Here is a 22,273-nt window from a genome sequence, read left to right as displayed (position 1 = left end):
GCGTCATGCCCCCAATTCCGGTTGCCGTAACAGCCGCCGAACGGCCCGCAATTGAACAAGATGACCCGGCCACCGCCAACCCCGCCCGATCGGCCGTCTCACGCTTTCTCAAGCGTGCATTGCAGCGGGTGCTGGTTCTGCTTGGCGAAATCCATCACCTGATTGACCTTGGTTTCGGCGATTTCATAAGGGAAAATCCCGCACACGCCGACCCCGCGCTGGTGCACGTGGAGCATCACGCGGGTGGCCTGTTCCAGATCCATGCTGAAAAAGCGTTTGAGCACCAGCACCACGAATTCCATCGGGGTGTAGTCATCATTCAGCATCAGCACTTTGTACTGGTTCGGCTTTTTGGGCTTGGCGCGGGTCTTGGTGGCGACGCCGATCTGGCTATCGCCGCTGCCTTCATCGTCCTTGCCGCCGTCTTCATCGCCCGCGCACACGCGATCCACGCGCCGCAGGGGCAGCGCGGCAAGTGCGGGCAGGGCAGGTGGTCGCTGGATCGGCATGAGCCCCCATTATGGGATATGCGGCCCCATTCGCAAGCGCTTGCTGTGCGTGTGTGGGCCAGAGACAAAGAAAAGGCCGGACAAACCCGCAGGTCTGTCCGGCCCGGCGCTTTTCAGCGCGCTTTCGTAAACCGGGATTGGGAGAGAGGAGAGAGGCCCGGTTCAGAAACTTGTGTGCTTAGGCAGCCTTCGAGATCTTCTCGGCGGCGACGCTGGCGCGGTTCGAAATCGGAGCGAAAGCATCGTTGTAGAGCTTCACCCAGGCTTCGGTGCGCTTCGAGCCGAACGAGACCAGAGCATCGAAGTTGCGACGGGCGATTTCGCCCTGCAGCTGCATCAGTTCGGTCGGCGACTTGATGGCCGCAACCTTCTTGACGTCTTCGGTGACGGTTTCGATCACGGTCTTGCCGGTTTCGATGTCGCTGCGGACAATGTCCTGTGCGCCAGCGAAGAAGATCTTACCGCTTTCGACGACGGCATCGACGTTCGCCTTGCTGAATTCGCCAGCTTCGGCAGCCAGAACGGTGGTCTTGGCATAGGCAGTCTTTGCACGGGTCTGGACGTCAGCGATGACTTCCTTGGCGGTGGCGGCGATGTCGGTGTTCTTGGCAGTGGTCATGATGGTATCCTTTAATTTGATGACAGGGTTGGTCTTGGGCGCGGCGGCAGGCTTGCCGGCATTGCGGACAGCCTTCTTGGCCAGCACGGGCTTCTTGACCGTGGGCTTGGCAGTTGCCGTCTTCTTGACGGTCTTGGCAGCGGGTGTCTTGGCCACGGCTGCCTTTTTGGCGAGCGGGGCTTTCTTCTTCGGCGCTGCGGTTTTCGTTGCGGCCGGGGCAGCCTTTGCCACATTGGCGGCGGGCGCGGCTACAGCCTTCGGTGCGGCTACAACCTTGGCCGATGCTTCGGCATAGGCTTTTTCCGCAGCGGCATCGATCTTGGCGATCGGGGCGGTGGCTTCAGCGGCAGTGGTTTTAACTTCGGACATGATGACCTCGCTTCATGTTGCACTGCACAAAATAGCGATTGCAACTGCGAAGTCAAGCATTTTTGTGCAGTGCACAATATTGCTTTATATCATTGAAGTTATGCGATAATTCGAAAATCCCCCGCTCAACGCGTCTTGACGTAGCGTCCCGGAGCATCCTCGATTACCACATCGCCCTTGCCGCCGGGCGCGCGTTTGCCTTTGGCCGGGACGCGCGTGTCGGACTGGCGGTGCAACCATTCGAGCCAGTGTGGCCACCAGCTGCCGGGGTGTTCGGTGGCGCTTTCGACAAAGGCTTTGAGCGATGGCGCCGCGCTGTTGCCCACCCAATATTGATACTTGCCCGCAGCCGGAGGATTGACCACGCCTGCAATGTGGCCTGATCCGGCCAGCAGAAATTCCAGCGGGCCGGTAAAGTGCTGCGTGATCCGCCACACGCTTTCCGCCGGCGCAATGTGATCTTCGCGCCCGGCCTGCACAAAGCTGGGCGTTGCCACCTGCGTCAGATCAATCGGTGTGCCATCGGCTTGCAACGCATCGGGCACCACCAGCTTGTTGTCGCGGTAGAGGTCGCGCAGGTAATCATTGTGCCACTTGGCGGGCAGGTTGGTAACGTCGCCGTTCCAGTGCAGCAGGTCGAAGGCCGGGTAATCTTCGCCGAGCAAGTAATTGTTGACGACATAATTCCAGATCAGATCGCGCCCGCGCAGCGCATTGAACGCGGCGGCCAGATAGCGCCCATCGAGATAGCCTTGTTGTGACGACAACTGCCCGATCATCTCCAACTGGCCATCATCGATGAAGTTTTTCAGGTCGCCGCTCTTTTCGAAATCGACCTGCGCGGTGAAGAAGGTCGCGCTCTTGACCTTATCGGCCTCGCCCCGGCGGGACAGGATCGCCAGCGTCGCCGCCAGCGTGGTGCCCGCGACACAGTAACCGATGGTGTGGACGTGGGGCACGCCCAGCCGCGCGCGAACATGGTCGATCGCATCGATCTGGGCGCGGATGTAATCATCCCACACCACATCGGCCATGCTTTCGTCGGCCGATTTCCAGCTGACCACGAACACGCTGAGCCCCTGATCGACCGCCCATTTGATGAAGCTTTTTTTCGGGGTCAGATCGAGGATATAGAACCGGTTGATCCACGGCGGGAAGATGATCAGCGGCACTTCGAGCACGGTTTCGGTGGTCGGACTATACTGGATCAGCTGATATAGCGGGGTTTCATGCACCACCTTGCCCGGCGTCGCGGCGAGGTTTTCGCCCAACCGGAACGCGTCGGGATCAGTGTGGGTCAACTGCCCGCGCTTCATGTCGTTGATCAGGTGCTGCATCCCGCGCACCAGATTTTGCCCGCGGGTTTCGACGGTGCGCTTCATCACCACCGGGTTCAGCGCCACGAAATTGTCCGGGCTCATCGCTTCGGTCAGCGCGCTGACCGCGAATTCGAGTTGCTGGCGCTTGGCGCGATCAAGCCCATCCATGCCCTTGACCGATTGGCGGAAGTAATCGGCCAGCAGCAGATAGGTCTGGTGCAGCAGCAGGAAGGCCGGGTGTTCGCGCCACGCGGGATCGGCAAAGCGGCGGTCGCTTTTGGGCAGCGCGGCAGGATCGGGCGCTTCGGGTGCCTTGTCGCCCCCGGTCACGCCTGCTCCGATCCCGGCGACAAACCGTTCCATCACGCCGGACCACAATTTCAGCGAATCCTGCGCTAGCCGGGCCTGGGCATCAAACAGCCCCTTGGGCAGTTGGCCCAGCATGCTTTGCGAAAGCACCAGCCATTGCGCCGGATCAAGCGCATTCGTGCCCTTGGCTGCTTTGGTGGCTGCAGCCTGCGCCTGATGCGTCGCGAAATCGAGCCATAGCTGCTGCAATTGCGCGCTGGCGCTGGCCCATTCGCCCAGCTCCCCCGCATCGATCCCCTGCGGCAACAGCGATTCGATCCCTTTGCCGGACATCATTTCACGCATGGCATTGCCTTGCATGTCGAAGAACCCCTTGAGGCTTTCGCCTGCACCAGCCATCGGGTTGTTATCGTCTGCCATAGCCTGAACTGTCCCTTGTCCGACGCGCGTTATATAGTGCCGCCAATCCGGGCGCGCGGCAATTGCCGAAAACGCCTTCCCACTGGCCGAGATATTAGCCTAGGAGGAAATTGGCGTGTTGCCCACTCAATCCCGCCCGAGACAAGGTGATGACAGGCGATGAATGATCAATTCTATCGGATGAAGCGAATGCCCCCCTATGTGATCGCGGAGGTCAACGCCATGCGTCATGCCGCGCGGCTGGCCGGGCAGGACATCATCGATCTGGGCATGGGCAACCCTGATCAACCCCCGCCGCAGCACGTCATCGACAAGCTGTGCGAGGTTGCGGCCAAGCCCAATGCGCATGGCTATTCGCAGTCCAAGGGCATTCCCGGACTGCGCCGCGCGCAGGCGGGATATTATGCCCGGCGGTTCGGGGTCGAACTTGATCCCGAAAGCGAAGTGGTGGTGACGATGGGATCGAAGGAGGGGCTGTCGAGCCTCGCCACCGCGATCATCGCGCCGGGTGATGTGGTGCTGGCACCCAACCCGTCCTATCCGATCCACACTTTCGGGTTCATCATCGCGGGCGCAACGATCCGGTCGGTGCCGACCACCCCTGACGAGGAATACTGGATCTCGTTAGAACGGGCGATGAACTTCACCGTGCCGCGCCCCAGCGTGCTGGTGGTGAGTTACCCGTCGAACCCCACCGCCGAGGTGGTCGATCTGGCGTTCTACGAACGGCTGGTCGCCTGGGCGAAGGAAAATCAGGTCTGGGTCGTGTCAGACCTTGCCTATTCCGAGCTTTATTACGATGGCAAGCCAACTCCGTCGATCATGCAGGTGCCGGGCGCGATGGATGTCGCGATTGAGTTTACCAGCATGAGCAAGACCTATTCGATGGCAGGCTGGCGGATGGGCTTTGCGGTCGGCAACAAACAGCTAATCGCGGCGCTGACGCGGGTAAAATCCTATCTCGACTACGGCTCTTTCACCCCGGTTCAGGCGGCGGCTTGCGCGGCGTTGAATGGCCCGCAGGACATTGTTGAAACCAACCGCGAGCTTTACCGCAAGCGGCGCGATGTGATGGTCGAAGCCTTCGGCCGCGCGGGCTGGGATATTCCCGCGCCGCCTGCATCAATGTTCGCCTGGGCCCCGCTGCCGCCAGCCTTGCGCAGTATGGGCAGCCTTGAATTTTCCAAACAATTGCTCACCCAGGCACAAGTCGCGGTTGCACCCGGCGTGGGTTATGGTGAAAATGGCGAAGGCTATGTCCGAATCGCGATGGTCGAAAACGAACAGCGGCTCAGGCAGGCGGCGCGCAACGTCAAACGCTATTTGCAGTCAGTCGGGGTGAACAGTTCGGGGGCCTGATTTCGCGGCGCAAGGCAGAGGTCTGACGAGGCATTACGTATTCTGATGCGACATAGGAGAATCTCCTACCGATTTGCGTCACCCAATGTGTTAAACGGGATTCACTGCTGAAGGAGAGCCCCATGTTGTCCGGAGCCGCACGGCGGCTGACCGACAGGCAGCGCGCAGTGATAGAGCGCATTGATCGCCGCGTGCCAATCAAGGTTATCGCGCAGGAGCTTGGCGTATCCGAAACCCGGATAAACCAGCACATCCGCGTGCTTAAAGACGTTTACGAGGCTGGCAGCCTGGGCGAACTGGTCGAAAATTATCGCGCCACGCGCGGGCCGGCATTGTCGCCAGAGGATCAGGGAAACGACCTAGGGGGCAGCCCTGATGCAGTTTTGCGTCCCCCCTTGAGCGAACCTGCATACACAAAAACTCAGATTAACGCGGCGACGGATTTTCCTGATTTGGGCGGTCGGGATGACCCGGGCCAACTGGTTCTGAGCGATGCGATGCCCCTGATTGAACAGGCGCCGTGGCTCAGACCGGGCGAACCGAGGGTGGTCCCCGGAGTGCTCGACGGTGAGCATGCCGTTCTGCTTCGCCTGGGAGCCATTGTGGGGATCGCATCAGGGATCCTTGCCGCCGTGGTGCTGACTGTGACCGCAGCCGTGGCCCTGAGCGATGCGATGAATGGCAAGGCGGCCGTCTCTGTGGAAAATCCTCAAGTTGCCGGCTGAGCACCGGCGGCTGCGGAGTATCACGATGAACGAACGTATCCTGTCCGACGCCCACCAACTCAAAAAGCTGGTGCGTGAAGCCGAGGCGATTGCCGATGAATCGATCATTGCCATGGCCCGTTTGAAGCAGGCGATGCTGGCCGCGCGCCAGAACCCCGAAGTCGAAGTCCACACCGGCCAGCGCGCGCTGATGCGGCTGACCGAGGCTGAAAGCCAGGCCATGGCAATGTCCACCAACCTGCTGCGGGTCCACGATGAATTGAGCAAGGTCGCCCGGGTTCACGCTGGCGGTGAGACCGGCACGGAAACGGTCATCCCGCCGGAAGCCGTTGCCACTGCGGCCACTGCCAAAACCTTGCGCCCGGAATCGGCCATCGCCTGAGTGCGCGCCCTATGATGCTCGAACTGTTCAACACTTACCGTGGTGACGCGCAACATATCGCCAGTGTCTTGCTGGCACTGGCGATATGGCGCTGGGGCGCGGCACCCGAACGCTGGCTAATCGCACTATTCGTGGCGACGATGGTCGCTCCGGTCTATCTCTTCAGTCTGCTGGGCCTTGGCAATCCGGCGCTCGGCCCGAACGCTGCACTCTATGTCGGCATCGATCTGTTGGCGGGTGTCGGGTTTGTGGCAGTGGCGCTGAAAGCCAACCGCAATTACCCATTGTGGATCGCGGGCTTCCAGCTGGTCGCGATCAGCGCACATGCAGTCAAAGGGCTGGTCGATACGGTGTCCCCGATCGCGTATCTGATCCTCGCCAGCGGCCCATCCTATTGCCAGCTGGCGCTGATATTTGCCGGGTTCGCCCGCCATGTCACCCGAACGCGCCAGTTCGGCCCCTATCGCGATTGGCGCTCATCGACGCCCGGTGCGCAGTGGCCAAGCCTGTGATCGCGCCAGGTATGCTGATGCCAGATGCTTTGGCCACGCAGGCGGAACTGTGGGCACCATGGTGATGCTGGCACCTCCACCCGCGCATGACCATGCATCATCGCACGAGCAGCGCACATCGGCGATGGTCAACTACCTGCGCAATGTGGTGTTGACGCCGCCCGCCCTGCACGAGCGTGGCCATGCGATCTTTGTGGATGCGCAGCGCGCCTTTCTGGGCGATGCGGCCTTTGGCATGGGCAGCCTCGGCACATTGCAGCTGCGGATGCGGGCGCTGTTTGGCGAGGCGTTGCGGCTGGGCGCATCGGGCCTCATCCTCGCGCATAATCACCCTTCGGGACAGTGCCAGCCAAGCGGCTCTGATCTGACCGCCACACGGCAATTGCAGGATGTCGCCCGCGCGCTCGATATCACGCTGATCGATCATCTCATTTTCACCAACAGGGCAGTCTATTCGATGCGCGCAGGAGGGCTGCTGTGAACGCCATCCTGTCTGCCGGCCGGTTTCAAGGCAGCGACGAGATCATCCCGCGGTTCCGTGAAGCAGGGGACATGACGCTTGATCTGTTCCACCGTGACGGTCGCGCGGAAGATTGCTGGCTCGGCCTGCACCCGCGCGAATTTGCGCTGATCTGGCGGCTGGCAGAACATCCCGGAAACCGCTCTAAACCGGGGCAAGTCTGGACTTGGGGCAGCGGATCGGTCAATCTGCCGTCCGCAAACCAGTGTTTTAAGGAAGCCTGATCCGATGCCTGCCACCGCCTCCATGACCGCCAACGACAGGGTTTCCATCGCGCTGGGAGAGGACGGCGTTGCGCTGGTGCGCCTCAACCGCCCTGACAAGATGAACGCGCTTGACCCTGAAATGTTCGCACGCATCATCGAAGCGGGCAGCACATTGCAGCGCATGAAGGGCCTGCGCGTAGTGGTGCTTTGCGGTGAGGGCCGGGCGTTCTGCGCCGGGCTTGACCTTGCCAGCTTCACCCGCACGCCAAGCGAGGACGAGCCATCGCTGACCGAACGGACATATGGCAATGCCAACAAGTTCCAGCAGGTGTCGATGCAGTGGCGCAAACTGCCGGTGCCGGTGATCGCGGCGGTGCACGGCGTATGTTTCGGCGGCGGATTGGCGATCGCCAGCGGCGCGGATATCCGTATCGTCCACCCGGAAACGCGGATGTCGATCATGGAAATGAAGTGGGGGCTGGTGCCCGACATGGGCGGCTTCGCGCTCTGGCGCGGGTTGGTGCGCGATGATGTGCTGCGCGAACTTATCTATACCAACCGCGAATTTTTGGGGGCGGAGGCGCAGGCTCTCGGCCTTGCGACCCATGTCGATGACAACCCGCTCGACCGCGCGCTGACCATTGCTCGCGAGATTGCCAATCGCAATCCCCACGCAATCCGCGCGGCCAAGCGGCTGCATGCGGGCATGATCGATCGCGATACCAATGCCATTCTGCTTGAAGAAAGCATCGAACAGCACGGCATCATGCGCAGCCGCAACCAGGTCGAAGCGGTGATGGCGGCAATGCAGAAGCGCAAGCCGGATTTCGAGGATTTGTAGACGGCGCGCGCTTACCCGAACACCGCCACGCACTGAACCCCGTCGAGCACCTGCCGCCCGTCCGCATCCCACATTCGCAGCCGTTCGGATGAATAGCCGCTATCGGCGTGCTGGCTGGCGTTCTCGGCCAGATACCAGCCGCCCGGCGAACGGGTTTCGGGGTCGAGCACATTGAACGACCAGTTGATTGAACTGATCGGGCCAATCCGACGCATCGCCCGCATCGCGCCCGGGGGCATGACGTCGCCCATCAGCACCAGTTTCGACACCGGGTCGAGATCGTGCTGTTCGGTCAGCCGCGCCCAGCGGCGCACGGTCGCGCCGTGATCTGCGCCTTTGACCTGACCATAGCGCAGTTCGAAATTGTTCTGGATGAAGCTTGGCCCCTGCCCGCCCATCGCCACCTCGTTGGCGTCAGGTGCGCCCGGCCAGCTTTCGGGCGGATCGGCGGGGCGCAGCGCATTCGCTTCGCGTCCTTCGCCAAACAGCCAGAAGGCCGAAAGCACCACCTTGCCATCGCACAGAATCTCGCTGCGCACCTGCGTGACGTTGCGCCCCTGCCGGATAATTTCGGCGGTAAGTGCAATGTCTTCGCCCACCGGCGCGACAAATGCGACCTGCGCGGCGCGCAGCGGCGGCAGGCCGGGAAAAGCGCGCGCCGCCATCGTATAGGCCACCAGCGCCGATGCCCCACCATACAGCGTGCGCCCCTGCATCCAGTCGGCGGCGTGGGCAAGGCGGGCAGGGCCGGGCTGGCCGGTGATGGGTTCAAGCAGGCTGGCAATGGTCATGCGCGCTGCTTTGCCGTGCGGTTTGCGTGGCGTCCAGATTGACGTTGCGTCAACCGATCCCCCAAGCCTTGCCCACGAAACACAGATTGCCAAGCCCGCAGCGAATCGCTAGTGCGCGCGCTCTGTTCGGGACGCATGCCCCGGATGGCTCGGCCCGATGGCGGAGTGGTTACGCAGAGGACTGCAAATCCTTGCACGCCGGTTCGATTCCGGCTCGGGCCTCCACCTTTGCATTGCGCGCATTGCCCCCCGCAATTAGGGCAGCACGCGTATATGCCGCTTTAGCTCAGTTGGTAGAGCATCGCATTCGTAATGCGGGGGTCACAGGTTCGAGTCCTGTAAGCGGCACCATTTCCCTGTTTTCTGATATCGCCGGACGTTTGAAATTCCCATGTTTTTATGGGATTTAATGGCTCCCGGCATCGGCTGGCGTTCCTGCTGGTGCCCCCAAATCCACGCGATCCGGGGGCACTTTTGGGGTGGCTCGCGGGCTTACAGGTTCAACGGGCCGTGCTGGATATGCGGCAGCACGTGGCGGGCGAACATGTCGGCTTCCTGCGCGTGGGGATAGCCTGACAGGATGAACGCTTCGATCCCCTCGGCCTGATAGGCGCGCAGTTTGGCCAGCACCTGATCGGGCGTGCCGACGATTGCCGCCCCGCAACCTGACCGCGCCCGGCCGATCCCGGTCCACAGATTTTCTTCGACGAAGCCATCGCCATCCGCCGCGCTGCGCAATTCCTGCTGGCGCTGGACGCCGTAATTCTTGGCGTCGAGCGATTTTTCGCGGATCGCGCGGCCTGCGTCATCATCCAGCTTCGACAGCAAGCGATCGGCATAGGCGCGCGCTTCATCCTCGGTTTCGCGCACGATCACGTGGGCGCGGTAACCGAACTTGAGTGTCCGGCCATAGCGCGCCGCTCGTTCGCGCAGGTCGGCGATGTTTTCGCGCACCTTGTCCATCGTGTCGGGCCACATCAGATAGACGTCGCACGCCTCGGCGGCGCATTCGCGCGCTTCGTGTGACAACCCGCCGAAATAGAACGGCGGACACTTGCCCGACAGCGTGGTGATGCGCGCCGGATCGAGCTTCATCTGGAAGAACTCGCCCTGAAAATCGAGGTGTTCGCCGTTCAGCAGCGTGCGCACGATCTTCATGATTTCGGTGCCGCGGCGGTAACGCGGGCCGCTTTCCATCTTTTGGCCCGGCAGATCGGAGGAGATGATGTTGACGTTCAGCCGCCCACCGGTGCCTGCCGCATTGGGGCCAAGGATGCGGTCAAGCGTCGCAATCCGGCGCGCCAGTTGCGGCGGCCAGTCTTCGCCCATCCGGGTCGCCCACAACAGCTTGATCCGCTGCACCTGCGTTGCCACAGCAGCGGCGAAGATGGTGGTATCTAGGCCCAACTGATAGCCCGAAGGCAGCAGGATGTTGTCGAACCCGCCTTCTTCGGCGCGCAGCACGATGTTGCGACAATGCTCCCAGCTGGATTGCAGATATTTGTCGGGCACGCCGAGAAATTCGTAATCATCATCGCACAGCGCGGAAAACCACGCGATTTCGCATTGTTGGGTCATTTCCGGTTCCTCATCCAACTTCCGTTCGCCCTGAGCTTGTCGAAGGGCCGTTCTTCACTTCATGCTTCCCGCGCATCCTCAAGAAGGACGGTGCTTCGACAAGCTCAGCACGAACGAGGTGGGGTTCATGATCAGGGCAGTGGCACTCCACGCGCGGCGATCAGCACCGCATACCAATCCTGCCGCGTCCAGCGCACGCTCAGCGCCGCCGCGCCCTCGGCAATCCGGCCCGCGTTCTGCGATCCGATGATCGGGATGATCCCCGCCGGATGCGCCATCAGCCAGCTATAGGCGGCAACCGTGCGCGACACCCCTTGCGCGTTTGCCACCGCGTCCAGCGCAGCCGCCACCGCCTTGTCACGCGGCGTTTCGGGCGCGGTCAGCAACCCGCCTCCCAGCGGCGACCAAGCCATCGGGGTGAGGCCGAGCATCATCGCCTGATCCAGCTCGCCATTTTCAAAGCAGGTGATACGCAGCGGGCTGATTTCGGGTTGGGTCGTCACCAGCTTGTGGTCAAGAAAATGGTTGAGCGCGGCGGTCTGCGCCATCGTGAAATTCGACACGCCCAGGCTGCGCACCTTGCCCGATGCCACCGCATCATCGAGCACGCGGGCGACCTCTTGCGGGTGGGCGAGGATATCGGGGCGGTGGATCTGCCACAGATCAACGTGATCCACCTTCAGCCGGGTGAGCGAATCATCGATCGCCTTGCGCAGATAATCCGAGCTCTGATCATAGGGCAGCGGGGGCAGGATCCCGCCCTTGGTGGCCAGCACCATTCGCCCGCGCAAGCCGGGTTCGGCAACCAGTACTTCACCCAGCAGCGCCTCGGCATCGCCAAACCCGGTGGTCCCATCAGGTCTTGGGCCATCAAAGCCATAGATGTCGGCGGTGTCGAGGAACGTGATCCCGGCATCGAGCGCCGCGTGCACCAGCCGCGCTGCATCGACCGCAGTGCGCCCGTTTTCAGCGAGGCGCCACATGCCCCAGGCAATCGGTGACACCGCAATGCCGCTATGGCCAAGTGTGCGGGTGGCGGGGGGAAGGGGCAATTCACTCATGAGATGGTCCTTTGGGCGGAGCGACAGAGGCGCGCTCCACCAGAGTGTGGGGCAGGCGGCGATGGTTGATATCTCCGCCCGCAATCAGAATTTCAGTGGCGGTGCGCGCCAGTTCGGCCATCGGTTGGCGGATGGTGGTTAGCGGCGGCCAGACCGTGCGGGCCAGCGTGGTATCATCGAAACCGGCGACCGAAAGTTCGGCGGGCACGTTGATTCTGCGATCATGCGCCACGGCCAGAACGCCAGCCGCCATATCGTCATTCGAGGCAAAGATCGCGGTGGGCCGATCAGGCAGATCGAGTAATGCACGCGCGCTGCGCACACCCGAGTCGAAATCAAATTCGCCATCGACAACCAGATGCGGTTCAAACGGAATGCCCACCCGGTCAAGCGCGCGGCGATAACCGAACAGGCGATCATCCGATGCCATGTGATTGGTGTGGCCTTTGATAAAGCCGATGCGGCGGTGGCCGGCGTTGATCAGATGCGTGGTCATGTCGTCGGCGGCCTGCGCATCGTCCATGAACACCGAACTGGTCAGCGCATGGTTGGTCCCCGGCGATATCCGCACGAATGGTACGTCCATCGATTCAAGCGCGCGCAGCACCGGGTCGCAATCGGTCACGGGGGATGACAGGATGATCCCGTCGACGTGGGTTTCACTCACCAGCCCGCGCACCTGATCGCCCACGCGCGGGTCAGCCACGTCAACCGGCTGCGCCAGTAGGCGGATGCCGTTTTCGTGGCACACATCCCAGCACCCCTTCTGGATCTGGAACATGTAATAGGGGCTGTGATTGTCGTAGATCAGCGCCACCTGATTGGACTTGGCACCCGACAGTATGCGCGCGGCCACGCTGGGGCGAAAGTCCAGATCGGCCATCGCCTGTTCAACCTTGCCGCGCAGGGTATCGCTGACATAGGGGTGGCCATTGAGCACCCGGCTGACGGTTTTGACCGCCACCCCGGCGCGCGCGGCAACATCGCGGATATTGGCTCTGCTCATGCCCGATCGCCTCCGATATCGCGCAGCTGCGCAAACAGGGGCGCGAACACGCTGTCCGGACGGGTGAACACCGGCGGCTGACCCAGCGGCGCAGACACGTCATGCCAGCCGGGCGCAAAGGCCTCACCCGTCCACAGATGGCTCCATTCCTGTCCGCTATCACCCGGTAGATAGACCCGCCGCATCGCCGCCCCCTTTTCGATTACTGGTGCCACCATCATGTCGGCCCCATACAGGAATTGATCCTGAATCGTGAAAGTTTGGCGGTCTTGCGGATAGTGCAGAAACAGCGCGCGCATGGCGGGTAGGCCGCTGGCCTGCGCTTCGGCCACCAGCTGCGCCGCATAGGGAGCGAGCGCGGCGTGAATCCGGCTCCAGCGGACGAAGCCTGCGATCAGTTCGGGGGTTGAGTCGATCTGCAGGTTATCGTCAGGCCGGTTGCCCTCATGCGTGCGCATTACCGGGCTGAACGCGCCCAGTTCATACCAGCGCAGCAACAATTCGGGCTCACGCACATTGCCGAACAGGCTGGTATAGCCGCCAACGTCCGAATGGCTAAAGGCATTGCCGACAAGCCCGGATGACAGCGCGGCGGTGATCACCGTGCCGATGCCGTCATGGCGGCTGAAATCGACCGATTGATCGCCCGCCCACAACAATGGGCAATGCGCCTGCACCCCGGTATGCCCGGCGCGCATGAACCACAGCACATCGCCGCTGCGCCCGCGCGAGGCGACGGCGCGCGCGTTGACCTCGGCCCAGCGCACCGGCCAGCGGTTGTGTTCCTGCATCGGATCGCCATCGTGGAGCCTGAGATCGACCGGCATATATTCGCCAAAATCGGCCATCCATCCGTCCAGCCCGAAATCGAGCATTCGCTTGCCGATCACCTCCTCGGCGAACCAGTCCGCAGCCGCGGGGTTGGTGAAATCGACCACGCCCGCGTCGAACTCGCCGAAATCGACCAGATAGGGGGCGTCAGAATCCAGCCGGCGCGCGAAAAATCCCTTTGCCGCGGCTTCAGCGTAAAGCGGGCCATCAACCGCGAGATAGGGGTTCACATAGCCCATAAACCGGATGCCGCGCGCTTTCAGCGCGGCGATGCGATCGGGCAGGGCGGGATAGCGTTTAGGGTTCCATTGCCAGTCCCAGAACAGGCGGCGGCCAAAGCTGGTTTCGCGCAAGCCGACCCAGTCTTCGCACCACAGCCCCGATACGGCCGCGCCTGCATCGATCAGGCGTTCGAGCCGGTCAAAGCTGTTCGTCCCGTCTTTAAGCCCCACCATCGCGCCGCCGAGTGCCCATTCAGGCAGCGGCTGACGCGGGCCGAACCGCGCGCCCAACTGGCGCACCAGATCAGCAGGATCGCCCTCAAACAGATCAATCGCGACCTCGCCTGACCAGACGTGGATGCGCAGCCGTCCGGGCTCGGTCGCGTCCAGCTCGCAATAGTCGGCATTGGCGAGGCTCAGCGCCCAGCCCGCCGAACACAGCACCGTCGGTTCGGGGTAATTGGTGGTCCAGTAATCCCCGCCCGCAAACGAGCCATCGGCGCTGGCCTGATCGGTCAGTGCTGTGCCGGGTTCGCGCCCGACGCCCGGCTCGCTCGTCCAGATCGGAAAGCGGCGGCCATTGAGCGCAAGATAGCTCATCTGCTCTCCGCCGCCCCACAGCACATCACCCGCGCCGAGGTTGAAATCGATGGTGATGCGATCATGCGGGGTCAGCGTCTTAAGGCTGAGCCGCCCGCCATCCGGCGCGATTCGCGCCGCCACCTGCGCGGTTTCATTGAGGCTGGAGAGCACAAACCCGTCACCAGCGCGGGCGCATTGGGTAAGTCGCGCTGCGGGACGCAGCCCATCGCCGAGCCGGAAATTGCCGCGCACCATCGCGACCTTTGGGTCGCCTGAACCGATTGCAATGGCAGGTAAACCAGACCTGTGACTGACAATAGAATGCCCGCCCAGCAACAGGGCGAATCCATCCTGAAGTGCAGCCAACTGCGACGCCAACGCCCTTAACTCCCCATATTGGTGCTTTCTGACACCGCTTGACATACAGCGACAGAAAGCGCAACTCAAGCGTCCAAAGATCGACCGCACGGGCGATGATCTGACGATCGTCAAATGAGTTGATCAGGTTTGAGGGGAGAGAGCAATATGTCCGTCACCACCAGAATTGCGCTTAAAGCGCTTGCAGTTTCCGCCAGTTCGCTGGCGCTGATGTACGCCGCTCCGGCGCTCGCGCAGGATGAAGCAGAGGACACCGGCGGCATTGCCGAAATCCTTGTAACTGCACAAAAAGTATCTGAAAATGTTCAGGATGTGCCGATTGCGATCACCGCAATCACCGCTGACCGACTCGAGCAAACCGGCACCACCAGCCTTGAAGGGCTGACCCGGCTGGTTCCATCGGTAACCTTCCGCAAGGGCACCACCAGCGCCAACAGCGCGATTGTGATGCGCGGCGTGGGCACGATCACTTTCTCGATTGCTGCCGAACCCAGTGTGTCCACCGTTGTCGACGGAGTCGTGCTGTCACGTTCTGGTCAGGCGTTCATGGATCTTGTCGATCTCGAACGGATCGAAGTTCTGCGTGGGCCGCAGGGCACCCTGTTCGGCAAAAACGCTTCGGCGGGCCTCGTCAACATGGTTTCCAAGGGTGGCACTGACACTCTGGAGGCTGAAGCGCGCGCCGAATGGTTTGAAGGCAATGAATATCGCCTTCGCGCGGCAATTTCCGGCCCGCTGGGTGAAAACCTCAGTGGCCGCATCACCGGATTTTACGGCACCTATGATGGCAACATCACCAACGTCTTCGGCGGGCAGGAAGAAGACGTGAACGGGTATGAACATTATGGCGCACGCGGGATCGTCGATTACGACAATGGTTCGGCAAAAATCCGCCTGATCGCTGATTACTTCAAGGCGGATGATGATTGCTGCGCCGATATCACCACGGTCAGCCGTGGTGCGGTGCTGGATGCCGAGCTTGGCCTGCCTGGCGGCGTGGCGCAGGGGCTCGATCAGCGCTACGTCAACCACAATCTGGTCACCGAGACCCGCGACGAACAGTGGAGCCTGACCGCATCGGGTGACTTTGATGTTTTCAACAGCCACACGCTGAGCTTTGTCGCGGGCTATCGCAACTGGAAAAACCGCGAAATTCGTGAAGGCGATTTCCTGCCGCGCGCGCTGGTCGGCACTGCTGAACTGCACGATGACGGCACGGTGAAGACCGAGCAATATTCGCTCGAAGTGCGGTTGGCGTCGGACACATCAGAGGACTTTTTCTATCAGGTCGGGGCATTTGCCTGGCGATCAGACAATGAGCAGCAGTTCACGCGCGAAGTCGTTACTTGCGCCAGTTCGACACTGCCGGTTGATCCGCTTACGGGCGGCCAGCCGTGCAACCTTGCGGACACGGTCAACACGATTTTCCCCACTGCAACTTCGGACAGCGATGTTACATCGGAAAACTATGCCGTGTTTGGTCAGGCAACCTACCGTTTCAGTGATATGATCGCGCTGACCGGGGGGCTGCGTTATACATGGGATGATCTGGAGTTTAGCCATTTCCGCGCTCCGGGCGTCAACGCTGCTACCGGCCTGCCTGCAACCGGGCCGGGCGTGTCGGGTAACCCGGCGGGCGGCACGATCGCCAGCGGCGGCAATGGCACGAACCTGTCAACCGGTTCCAGCACCAACGGCAACCTGTCGGGCAAGGCCGTTTTGCAGGTTTATGCAGCAGACGACATCATGCTGTATACCAGCTATACGCGCGGGTATAAGGGCCCGGCCTTCAACGTGTTTTTCAATCACACCGCTCCCAATAATGCGGTGCCGATCGATGCCGAGACCTCCGACGCATTCGAAGCGGGGATCAAATCGCAGTTCCTCGATAATCGCGTGCAGCTCAACCTTGCCGCGTTCACGGTTGAATATGATGGGTTCCAGGCCAACAATTTCGTCAATCTGAACGGCACGATCATCACCAACCTGACCAATGCGGGCACGGTCAAGACCGAAGGTTTTGAAGCCGATCTTGTCGTGGTGCCAGTCAGTGGGCTGACCCTGCGGGCAAGCAGCGCCTATGCCGATGCCAAGGTGAAGGAATTCAATCCCAATCCGATTACCAACGCGCCTGATGCCCGCAACGGCACCAGGCTCCCGCTGGCTCCCAAGTTCACCTATACTCTGGGTGCCAGTTACGAAGCCGACCTTGGCGGCTTTGGCCTGCATCTTGATACCGACTTCCGCCACTTGAGCTCGCAATTCTCCGATCTTGGTGAAAGCGGCCCGCTTGATGGCTACGGCATCTGGAACGCGTCAGTCGGTTTTTCGGATCCGGATGACAATTATCGCCTGACCTTCCATATCCGCAACATCACCGATGAAAGCTTTGCGCTGCTGAACGTTGGCAATGGCCAGCGTCTGCAAATCCCGCGTGAGGCGGATCGTTATGTCGGGGTCAGCCTGCGCGCCCGTATGTGATGGAGCGCCTTCTGGTCGCATGATAAGAACAGGGCCGCCAGAGCGATCTGGCGGCCCTTGTCTTGTCCGGCCACGCTTGTCCCGCCCCTCTTCTTCCAGCTAGGAGCCTGTGATGGCCGCACAATCTTCACCCCTGTCCAGCCGTCTGCGCTGGTCGCTGTTCACGGTGTTGTGCATCGCCGGGGTGTTCAACGCGATGGATCGCCCGATCATCGCCATCCTCAAACCCGACATGATGGCGGATTTCGGCTGGAGCGACAGTGATTTCGGTGATCTGGCGGCGGTCACGCAATTTTCCGCAGCCTTTGCGTTTCTGTTCACCGGCTGGCTGGTTGACCGGCTGGGCGTGAACCGTTCGATGCAGGTCGGCGCATCGGCGTGGAGCGTGGCTGCGATGGCGCATGGCTGGGCGATAACCACGTGGCAGGTGGTGACGGCGCGGATCGGGCTGGGGCTGACAGAGGCGGTGCAGACCCCGCTGACCATCAAGACGGTGGCGACGCTGTTTCCGCCGAACCAGCGATCCTTCGCGTTCGGGTTTGCGACGATGCTGGCGGGTGCTGGCACGATTGCGATGCCGTTCGTGATCCCGGCGCTGGCGTTGACAGTGGGCTGGCGCGGCGCGCTGGTGGCGGGCGGGATCGGCGGGTTCATTTCGCTGCTCGCATGGATTTGGCTCGCGCGCGGGCTCAGCCAGCTGCGCGAACGCACCGTTGACGAAGCACCCACTGATAGCGGCGGCGACGCCGCCGGATACGGCCCGATCCTGACCAACCGCAAGACCTGGGCCATCGTCGGGGCCAAGGCGTTATCCGACATGACGTGGTGGTTCATCAATTTCTGGTTGGCGGATTATTACCGCAAGGAGTTCGGCCTTTCGACGATCGAACTGGGCGTGCCGCTGGCGATTGCCTTTGCCGGATCGGGGCTGGGCGCGTTGCTGGCGGGTTGGGGATCGACCCGGCTGCTTGAACGCGGCTGGGGGGTCAACCGCGTGCGCAAGGGGGTGATGCTGATATCGGCGCTGATGGTGGCGCCGCTGCCATTGGTGCTGGAGCTTAATTCGTTCTGGCCGGTGGCCTGCATGATCGGCGTGGTGATGGCGGGGCATCAGGGCTTTTCGCTGTCGCTCTTCTCAACCATCACCGATGTTGTGCCCAATGCCAAGGTGGGCCGGGTAACGGCATTTGGCGCATTCATGGGCAATATGGGCGGGGTGGCGATCAGCCTGATCGCGGGCCGGGTGCTGGATGCCGGGTTCGGGTTCGTGCCGCTGTTCGTGTTCGCGGCCAGCTCCTATCTGATTGCGTTGGCGTGGTTCCAGTGGCTATTGCCAACCATCCGCCGCGATGAAGGCGCGCTGGGCGCGGCTGTATGAGCGGTGCGGTTGCATTCAGATGGTGTGCGGCCTAATGGTGTGACACCGTAGGACAGAAAACATGGGCGAGGCTTTCCGGAACACGATGCGCATGGTCAGTTTGACATGATCGACAAGCGGCGGCCTGACTTTGATGCCTATGCGGGCGATCTGTTCGGGGAAATCATGCTGGCCGATACGGCCGCGGCGGCCCCGGCGGCGGCGCGCGAGCCGCTTTCCCGGTTCGTGCCCGGTCTGGCAATCTGCATTATCGCCAGCGCCGCTGCCGCGTGGCTCAGCCAGAATTATGGTGTCCCGGTCATCCTTGCCGGTCTGTTGATCGGGCTTGCGCTCAATTTCGCGGCTGGTGATGCGCGCACCCATGCGGGGCTGGACGCCGCATCGCGCCATGGTCTCAGGGTCGGGATCGTGCTGCTCGGCTTTCAGGTGACAGCGATGCAGGTGGCCGCGATGGGGGCGGTGCCGTTTCTCGGCCTTGCGTTGGTGATGTCGGCGGCGGTAATCGCCGCGCTGCTGGCGGCGCGGGCCACCAGACAAAGCGCGTCGGTGGGGCTGTTGGCGGGCGGCGCGACGGCGATCTGCGGCGCGTCTGCGGCGCTGGCGCTGTATGGCGTGATCGGGCGCGAACGGATCGATCAGGCGCAATTCACGCTGACGCTGGTGATTCTGGCTGCGGCATCGGCAATTGCGCTGACCACCTATCCGGCGCTGACCCAGATGCTGGGTTTCAACGATGCGCAGGCGGGATTTCTGGTCGGCGCGTCGATCCATGATGTCGCGCAGGCGATCGGCGCTGGCTTTGCCGTGTCCGATTCCGCCGGGGCGCAGGCGACCGTGGTCAAACTGACCCGGGTGGCGTTGCTGGCCCCGCTGGTGACACTGGCGGCGCTGTGGATTGCGCGCGCGCATCCGGTGGCGGATGCAGGCACGGGTGCGCGGGTGCCGATGCTGCCGGGCTTCATTCTCGCTTTCCTTGCGCTGGTCGGGGTCAATTCATTGCTCAGCTTGCCCGCCGTGGTTGCGGACAATGCGCTGATCGCGTCCAAGACGCTGCTGCTGCTGGCGGTGACTGCAACCGCGATGCGCACTCGCACCGATCTGCTGCTGCAACTGGGCTGGCGCTCGGTTATGCCGGTGCTGGCGGCGACCATCGCTTCGCTTGGCGTGGCGCTGGCCTTTGCGAAATGGGCGGTGTGATGGAACAGACCTATGATCTTGCGGTAATCGGCGGCGGGGTGAACGGCGCAGGGATCGCCCGCGATGCCGCGGGGCGCGGGGCGCGGGTGCTGCTGCTTGAACGCGGCGATCTGGCTGAGGGCACCTCGTCATCGTCGACCAAGCTGATCCACGGCGGGCTGCGCTATCTTGAGCATTATGAATTTGCGCTGGTGCGCGAATCCTTGAGCGAACGCGAAGTGCTGTGGGGCATTGCCCCGCATATCATCTGGCCTTTGCGGTTCATCCTGCCGCACCGCCCCGGCCTGCGCCCGCGCTGGCTGCTGCGGCTGGGGTTGTTCCTGTATGACCATATCGGCGGGCGCAAGCACTTGCCGCCCACGCAGTCGGTGAAGTTGGCCAACCACCCGGCGGGCGCGCCGCTAAAACCCGAATATACCCGCGCCTTTGCCTATTCGGATGGCTGGGTCGATGATGCGCGTCTGGTGGTGCTGAACGCACGCGATGCGGCGGATCGCGGCGCGGATATCCGCACCCGCTGCGAAGTGACGGCGCTCACCCGGCAGGGCGATAGCTGGCTGATTACCGCTGGCGGCGAACAGTTCCGGGCGCGCTGTGTGGTCAACGCCGCCGGGCCGCGCGTGCTGGACGTGCTAGGACAGGCGGGTGAACCGACCAGCCAGCGGATGCGGTTGGTGCGCGGTTCGCATATCGTGGTGCGCAAGATATTCGACCACGATTTCGCCTATTTCTTCCAGCTGCCCGATGGGCGCATCTTCTTTGCCATCCCCTATGAACAGGATTTCACCCTGATCGGCACCACCGATGTCGATCACACCGCCGGGCTGGATGAGGTGCGCGCCAGCGCCGATGAAATCGCTTACCTGTGCGCAGGAGCCTCCGAATATTTCCGCACCCCGATCACGCCCGATGATGTGGTGTGGACCTATTCGGGCGTGCGCCCGCTGGTCGATGATGGTTCGGGCAGGCCCGAGGCGGCGACGCGCGGTTATCGCTTTGAACTAGATGGCGGCGCAGGTGAGGCACCGCTGCTGTCGGTGTTCGGCGGCAAGATCACCACCTACCGCCACCTCGCCTCCGAAGCGATTGAACGCCTCGCGCCGCTGTGCCCTGCACTCGATGGCCCGGAATGGACGCACGGCGCGCCGCTGCCCGGCGGTGATTTCGGGCGTGATGAAGCCCCGGCCAAAGCGCGCGAACTGGCCGATGCCTACCCCTTCATCGGCCCGCAACAGGCAGCGCGCCTGATCCGGCTATACGGCACCCGCGCATGGGCAATCCTTGGCGCGGCTACCAACCCGGCCGATCTGGGCGAGGATTTCGGTCACGGGCTGACCGCTACTGAAGTCGATTATCTGATCGATACCGAATGGGCGCGCACTGCCGAGGATGTGTTGTGGCGGCGCACCAAGCTTGGCCTGCATTTCACGCCGGAACAAACCGCGCGGCTGGCCCAATATATCACCGAAAGGACGGCATTATCATGACCACCATCGTGGCCCTTGGCGGCACGGTCAATCCCGGCAGCACGACCGAACAGGTGCTGCGGCTTGCCGCCAGCATTGCGGCTGGCGAAGGGGCGACGGTGCAGGTGTTCGGCGGCGAATATCTCACCGCGCTGCCGCACTATCTCGGCCCGACGCATGATGCGTCATGCGGGGCGGAAATGGTTGCCGCCGTGCGTGAGGCCGATGGATTGCTGATCGCTGCGCCCGGCTACCACGGCACTATCTCCGGCGTGGTCAAGAACGCGCTCGATTACCTTGAAGATCTCGCCCGCGATGAACGCCCCTATCTTGATGGGCGCGCGGTTGGTCTGATCGCGACCGCGTTTGGCGATCAGGCGTCGATGAGCACGCTGTTGACGATGCGCGCGATCACCCATGCCCTGCGCGGCTGGCCGACCCCGATGGGCGCCACCATCCGCACCTATCGCGGACTGTTTTCGCCCGATGGCGAATGCCTGGATGAACGCGCGCGCGGGCAATTGGAGCTGGTGGGCAAGCAGGTGGTGCTGGGCGCACGCAGCTTTGCCGCCGGGAGGGAGCTGCGGTGAACGCCGATACTGCTTTCGATCAGGCATTGGCCGATATTGCCGCAGGCCGGATCGTGGTGCTGGCGGGCGACCGGCTGCGTGGCGGCGATCTTGATCTGATGATCGCTGCCCGCCACGTCACCCCCGCAGCGATCAATTTCATGGCCACTCACGGGCGCGGGCTGATCTGTCTGTCGATCACGCCAGAACTGGCCAAGCGGCTGAGCCTGAGCCTGATCAATCCGGGAACGCATCGCCAGACCGGGCGGCCCTTTGCCCGATCGATTGAAGCGGCGAGCGGGGTTTCCACCGGCATTTCCGCCGCTGACCGCGCCCACACGGTCGCAGTCGCGATTGCGCCGGGATCAAGCGCGGCCGATATCCATTCGCCCGGCCATGTCTTCCCGCTGATTGCGCAGACAGGCGGGGTGCTGGCGCGGCCTTCGGCGGTTGAGGCGTCGATTGAACTGGCGCGGCTGGCAGATGCTGGCGATGCGGCGGTGATCTGTTCGATAATGCGCGATGATGGCGAAATGGCGCGGATCGATGATATTGGCGATCTGCTGCGCGATCACGGGCTGGCGGTGGCCGATATTGGCACCTTGCTCGCGCGGATCGAAAACGCGGGCGCAGAAAGGGCGTGA

21 protein-coding genes and 2 tRNA genes are annotated in these 22,273 nt (G+C 62.5%); 15 read left to right on the top strand and 8 right to left on the bottom strand.

The genetic code is table 11. The annotated features are described in order from the left end of the window. Positions 1 to 98 precede the first annotated feature (98 nt). The 3 genes from clpS to ACSSV3_RS02800 form a co-directional block, all read right to left on the bottom strand. On the bottom strand, positions 99 to 443 hold the full coding sequence (gene clpS, locus ACSSV3_RS02810) for an ATP-dependent Clp protease adapter ClpS (protein WP_454184752.1): 345 nt from the start codon (positions 441 to 443) through the stop codon (positions 99 to 101). Between the two features lie 244 nt (positions 444 to 687). Continuing rightward, positions 688 to 1,497 (bottom strand): phasin family protein, encoded by an 810-nt coding sequence (locus ACSSV3_RS02805; protein WP_354325860.1) that lies wholly within the window; start codon positions 1,495 to 1,497, stop codon positions 688 to 690. A 125-nt stretch (positions 1,498 to 1,622) separates the two neighbouring features. Then, on the bottom strand, positions 1,623 to 3,545 hold the full coding sequence (locus ACSSV3_RS02800) for a PHA/PHB synthase family protein (protein WP_354325858.1): 1,923 nt from the start codon (positions 3,543 to 3,545) through the stop codon (positions 1,623 to 1,625). A gap of 159 nt (positions 3,546 to 3,704) precedes the next feature. Between ACSSV3_RS02800 and ACSSV3_RS02795 the strand changes: the two genes are divergently transcribed. From ACSSV3_RS02795 to ACSSV3_RS02765, 7 genes are all read left to right on the top strand, one after another. Beyond that, positions 3,705 to 4,904: an LL-diaminopimelate aminotransferase gene (locus ACSSV3_RS02795; RefSeq protein WP_354325856.1), complete on the top strand. Its 1,200-nt coding sequence runs from the start codon at positions 3,705 to 3,707 to the stop codon at positions 4,902 to 4,904. A 122-nt stretch (positions 4,905 to 5,026) separates the two neighbouring features. Continuing rightward, entirely contained in the window at positions 5,027 to 5,629 is a 603-nt protein-coding gene (locus ACSSV3_RS02790; protein ID WP_354325854.1) for a hypothetical protein, read from the top strand. 25 nt (positions 5,630 to 5,654) lie between these two features. Further along, positions 5,655 to 6,011 carry a hypothetical protein gene (locus ACSSV3_RS02785; protein ID WP_354325852.1) on the top strand — a complete coding sequence of 119 codons (357 nt, stop codon included), beginning with the start codon at positions 5,655 to 5,657 and terminating at the stop codon, positions 6,009 to 6,011. An 11-nt stretch (positions 6,012 to 6,022) separates the two neighbouring features. Then, entirely contained in the window at positions 6,023 to 6,523 is a 501-nt protein-coding gene (locus tag ACSSV3_RS02780; protein WP_354325850.1) for a hypothetical protein, read from the top strand. 64 nt (positions 6,524 to 6,587) lie between these two features. After that, positions 6,588 to 7,004 (top strand): JAB domain-containing protein, encoded by a 417-nt coding sequence (locus tag ACSSV3_RS02775; RefSeq protein ID WP_354325847.1) that lies wholly within the window; start codon positions 6,588 to 6,590, stop codon positions 7,002 to 7,004. After that, on the top strand, positions 7,001 to 7,267 hold the full coding sequence (locus tag ACSSV3_RS02770; RefSeq protein WP_354325845.1) for a hypothetical protein: 267 nt from the start codon (positions 7,001 to 7,003) through the stop codon (positions 7,265 to 7,267). Before ACSSV3_RS02775 ends, ACSSV3_RS02770 begins: the two co-directional genes overlap by 4 nt. A 4-nt stretch (positions 7,268 to 7,271) precedes the next feature. Continuing rightward, the gene (locus ACSSV3_RS02765) at positions 7,272 to 8,090 is read left to right on the top strand and encodes a crotonase/enoyl-CoA hydratase family protein (protein WP_354325843.1); all 819 of its coding nucleotides are present in this window, start codon (positions 7,272 to 7,274) and stop codon (positions 8,088 to 8,090) included. A gap of 11 nt (positions 8,091 to 8,101) precedes the next feature. On the opposite strand, the gene ACSSV3_RS02760 is transcribed toward ACSSV3_RS02765, so the two are convergent. Further along, positions 8,102 to 8,881 (bottom strand): acyl-CoA thioesterase, encoded by a 780-nt coding sequence (locus ACSSV3_RS02760; RefSeq protein WP_354325841.1) that lies wholly within the window; start codon positions 8,879 to 8,881, stop codon positions 8,102 to 8,104. 151 nt (positions 8,882 to 9,032) lie between these two features. Between ACSSV3_RS02760 and ACSSV3_RS02755 the strand changes: the two genes are divergently transcribed. Continuing rightward, positions 9,033 to 9,106 (top strand) — tRNA-Cys (locus ACSSV3_RS02755). A 50-nt stretch (positions 9,107 to 9,156) separates the two neighbouring features. Then, a tRNA-Thr gene (locus ACSSV3_RS02750) sits at positions 9,157 to 9,232 on the top strand. A 141-nt stretch (positions 9,233 to 9,373) separates the two neighbouring features. Here ACSSV3_RS02750 and ACSSV3_RS02745 read toward each other — a convergent pair. From ACSSV3_RS02745 to ACSSV3_RS02730, 4 genes are all read right to left on the bottom strand, one after another. Beyond that, complete coding sequence (locus tag ACSSV3_RS02745; RefSeq protein WP_354325839.1) at positions 9,374 to 10,459, bottom strand: LLM class flavin-dependent oxidoreductase; 1,086 nt, start codon at positions 10,457 to 10,459, stop codon at positions 9,374 to 9,376. A gap of 131 nt (positions 10,460 to 10,590) precedes the next feature. Further along, positions 10,591 to 11,520, bottom strand: a complete 930-nt coding sequence (locus tag ACSSV3_RS02740; protein WP_354325837.1) for an aldo/keto reductase — start codon at positions 11,518 to 11,520, stop codon at positions 10,591 to 10,593. After that, complete coding sequence (locus tag ACSSV3_RS02735) at positions 11,513 to 12,526, bottom strand: LacI family DNA-binding transcriptional regulator (protein ID WP_354325835.1); 1,014 nt, start codon at positions 12,524 to 12,526, stop codon at positions 11,513 to 11,515. Before ACSSV3_RS02735 ends, ACSSV3_RS02740 begins: the two co-directional genes overlap by 8 nt. Continuing rightward, on the bottom strand, positions 12,523 to 14,583 hold the full coding sequence (locus tag ACSSV3_RS02730) for an alpha-glucosidase (protein ID WP_354325833.1): 2,061 nt from the start codon (positions 14,581 to 14,583) through the stop codon (positions 12,523 to 12,525). Before ACSSV3_RS02730 ends, ACSSV3_RS02735 begins: the two co-directional genes overlap by 4 nt. 102 nt (positions 14,584 to 14,685) lie before the next feature. Between ACSSV3_RS02730 and ACSSV3_RS02725 the strand changes: the two genes are divergently transcribed. From ACSSV3_RS02725 to ACSSV3_RS02700, 6 genes are all read left to right on the top strand, one after another. Beyond that, positions 14,686 to 17,019 (top strand): TonB-dependent receptor, encoded by a 2,334-nt coding sequence (locus ACSSV3_RS02725; protein WP_354325831.1) that lies wholly within the window; start codon positions 14,686 to 14,688, stop codon positions 17,017 to 17,019. A gap of 112 nt (positions 17,020 to 17,131) precedes the next feature. Further along, complete coding sequence (locus tag ACSSV3_RS02720; RefSeq protein WP_354325829.1) at positions 17,132 to 18,397, top strand: MFS transporter; 1,266 nt, start codon at positions 17,132 to 17,134, stop codon at positions 18,395 to 18,397. A 105-nt stretch (positions 18,398 to 18,502) separates the two neighbouring features. Further along, entirely contained in the window at positions 18,503 to 19,594 is a 1,092-nt protein-coding gene (locus ACSSV3_RS02715; protein ID WP_354325827.1) for a YeiH family protein, read from the top strand. After that, the gene (locus ACSSV3_RS02710) at positions 19,594 to 21,081 is read left to right on the top strand and encodes a glycerol-3-phosphate dehydrogenase (protein ID WP_354325825.1); all 1,488 of its coding nucleotides are present in this window, start codon (positions 19,594 to 19,596) and stop codon (positions 21,079 to 21,081) included. Before ACSSV3_RS02715 ends, ACSSV3_RS02710 begins: the two co-directional genes overlap by 1 nt. Further along, on the top strand, positions 21,078 to 21,650 hold the full coding sequence (locus tag ACSSV3_RS02705; RefSeq protein ID WP_354325823.1) for an NADPH-dependent FMN reductase: 573 nt from the start codon (positions 21,078 to 21,080) through the stop codon (positions 21,648 to 21,650). Before ACSSV3_RS02710 ends, ACSSV3_RS02705 begins: the two co-directional genes overlap by 4 nt. Beyond that, positions 21,647 to 22,273: a 3,4-dihydroxy-2-butanone-4-phosphate synthase gene (locus ACSSV3_RS02700; RefSeq protein WP_354325821.1), complete on the top strand. Its 627-nt coding sequence runs from the start codon at positions 21,647 to 21,649 to the stop codon at positions 22,271 to 22,273. Before ACSSV3_RS02705 ends, ACSSV3_RS02700 begins: the two co-directional genes overlap by 4 nt.

This window comes from Porphyrobacter sp. MBR-49 (assembly GCF_053628655.1).
This window is presented reverse-complemented; position numbering and strand designations above follow the sequence as displayed.

Excerpts from the sequence above, each read along its gene's own strand:
- ACSSV3_RS02735 (WP_354325835.1), bottom strand. The coding sequence starts at position 12,526 with ATGAGCAGAGCCAATATCCGCGATGTTGCCGCGCGCGCCGGGGTGGCG.
- ACSSV3_RS02780 (WP_354325850.1), top strand. The coding sequence starts at position 6,023 with ATGATGCTCGAACTGTTCAACACTTACCGTGGTGACGCGCAACATATC.
- ACSSV3_RS02795 (WP_354325856.1), top strand. The coding sequence starts at position 3,705 with ATGAATGATCAATTCTATCGGATGAAGCGAATGCCCCCCTATGTGATC.
- ACSSV3_RS02765 (WP_354325843.1), top strand. The coding sequence starts at position 7,272 with ATGCCTGCCACCGCCTCCATGACCGCCAACGACAGGGTTTCCATCGCG.
- ACSSV3_RS02800 (WP_354325858.1), bottom strand. The coding sequence starts at position 3,545 with ATGGCAGACGATAACAACCCGATGGCTGGTGCAGGCGAAAGCCTCAAG.
- ACSSV3_RS02760 (WP_354325841.1), bottom strand. The coding sequence starts at position 8,881 with ATGACCATTGCCAGCCTGCTTGAACCCATCACCGGCCAGCCCGGCCCT.
- ACSSV3_RS02790 (WP_354325854.1), top strand. The coding sequence starts at position 5,027 with ATGTTGTCCGGAGCCGCACGGCGGCTGACCGACAGGCAGCGCGCAGTG.
- ACSSV3_RS02775 (WP_354325847.1), top strand. The coding sequence starts at position 6,588 with ATGCTGGCACCTCCACCCGCGCATGACCATGCATCATCGCACGAGCAG.
- ACSSV3_RS02730 (WP_354325833.1), bottom strand. The coding sequence starts at position 14,583 with ATGTCAAGCGGTGTCAGAAAGCACCAATATGGGGAGTTAAGGGCGTTG.
- ACSSV3_RS02710 (WP_354325825.1), top strand. The coding sequence starts at position 19,594 with ATGGAACAGACCTATGATCTTGCGGTAATCGGCGGCGGGGTGAACGGC.
- ACSSV3_RS02805 (WP_354325860.1), bottom strand. The coding sequence starts at position 1,497 with ATGTCCGAAGTTAAAACCACTGCCGCTGAAGCCACCGCCCCGATCGCC.
- ACSSV3_RS02725 (WP_354325831.1), top strand. The coding sequence starts at position 14,686 with ATGTCCGTCACCACCAGAATTGCGCTTAAAGCGCTTGCAGTTTCCGCC.
- ACSSV3_RS02740 (WP_354325837.1), bottom strand. The coding sequence starts at position 11,520 with ATGAGTGAATTGCCCCTTCCCCCCGCCACCCGCACACTTGGCCATAGC.
- ACSSV3_RS02715 (WP_354325827.1), top strand. The coding sequence starts at position 18,503 with ATGATCGACAAGCGGCGGCCTGACTTTGATGCCTATGCGGGCGATCTG.
- ACSSV3_RS02720 (WP_354325829.1), top strand. The coding sequence starts at position 17,132 with ATGGCCGCACAATCTTCACCCCTGTCCAGCCGTCTGCGCTGGTCGCTG.
- ACSSV3_RS02745 (WP_354325839.1), bottom strand. The coding sequence starts at position 10,459 with ATGACCCAACAATGCGAAATCGCGTGGTTTTCCGCGCTGTGCGATGAT.
- ACSSV3_RS02785 (WP_354325852.1), top strand. The coding sequence starts at position 5,655 with ATGAACGAACGTATCCTGTCCGACGCCCACCAACTCAAAAAGCTGGTG.
- ACSSV3_RS02705 (WP_354325823.1), top strand. The coding sequence starts at position 21,078 with ATGACCACCATCGTGGCCCTTGGCGGCACGGTCAATCCCGGCAGCACG.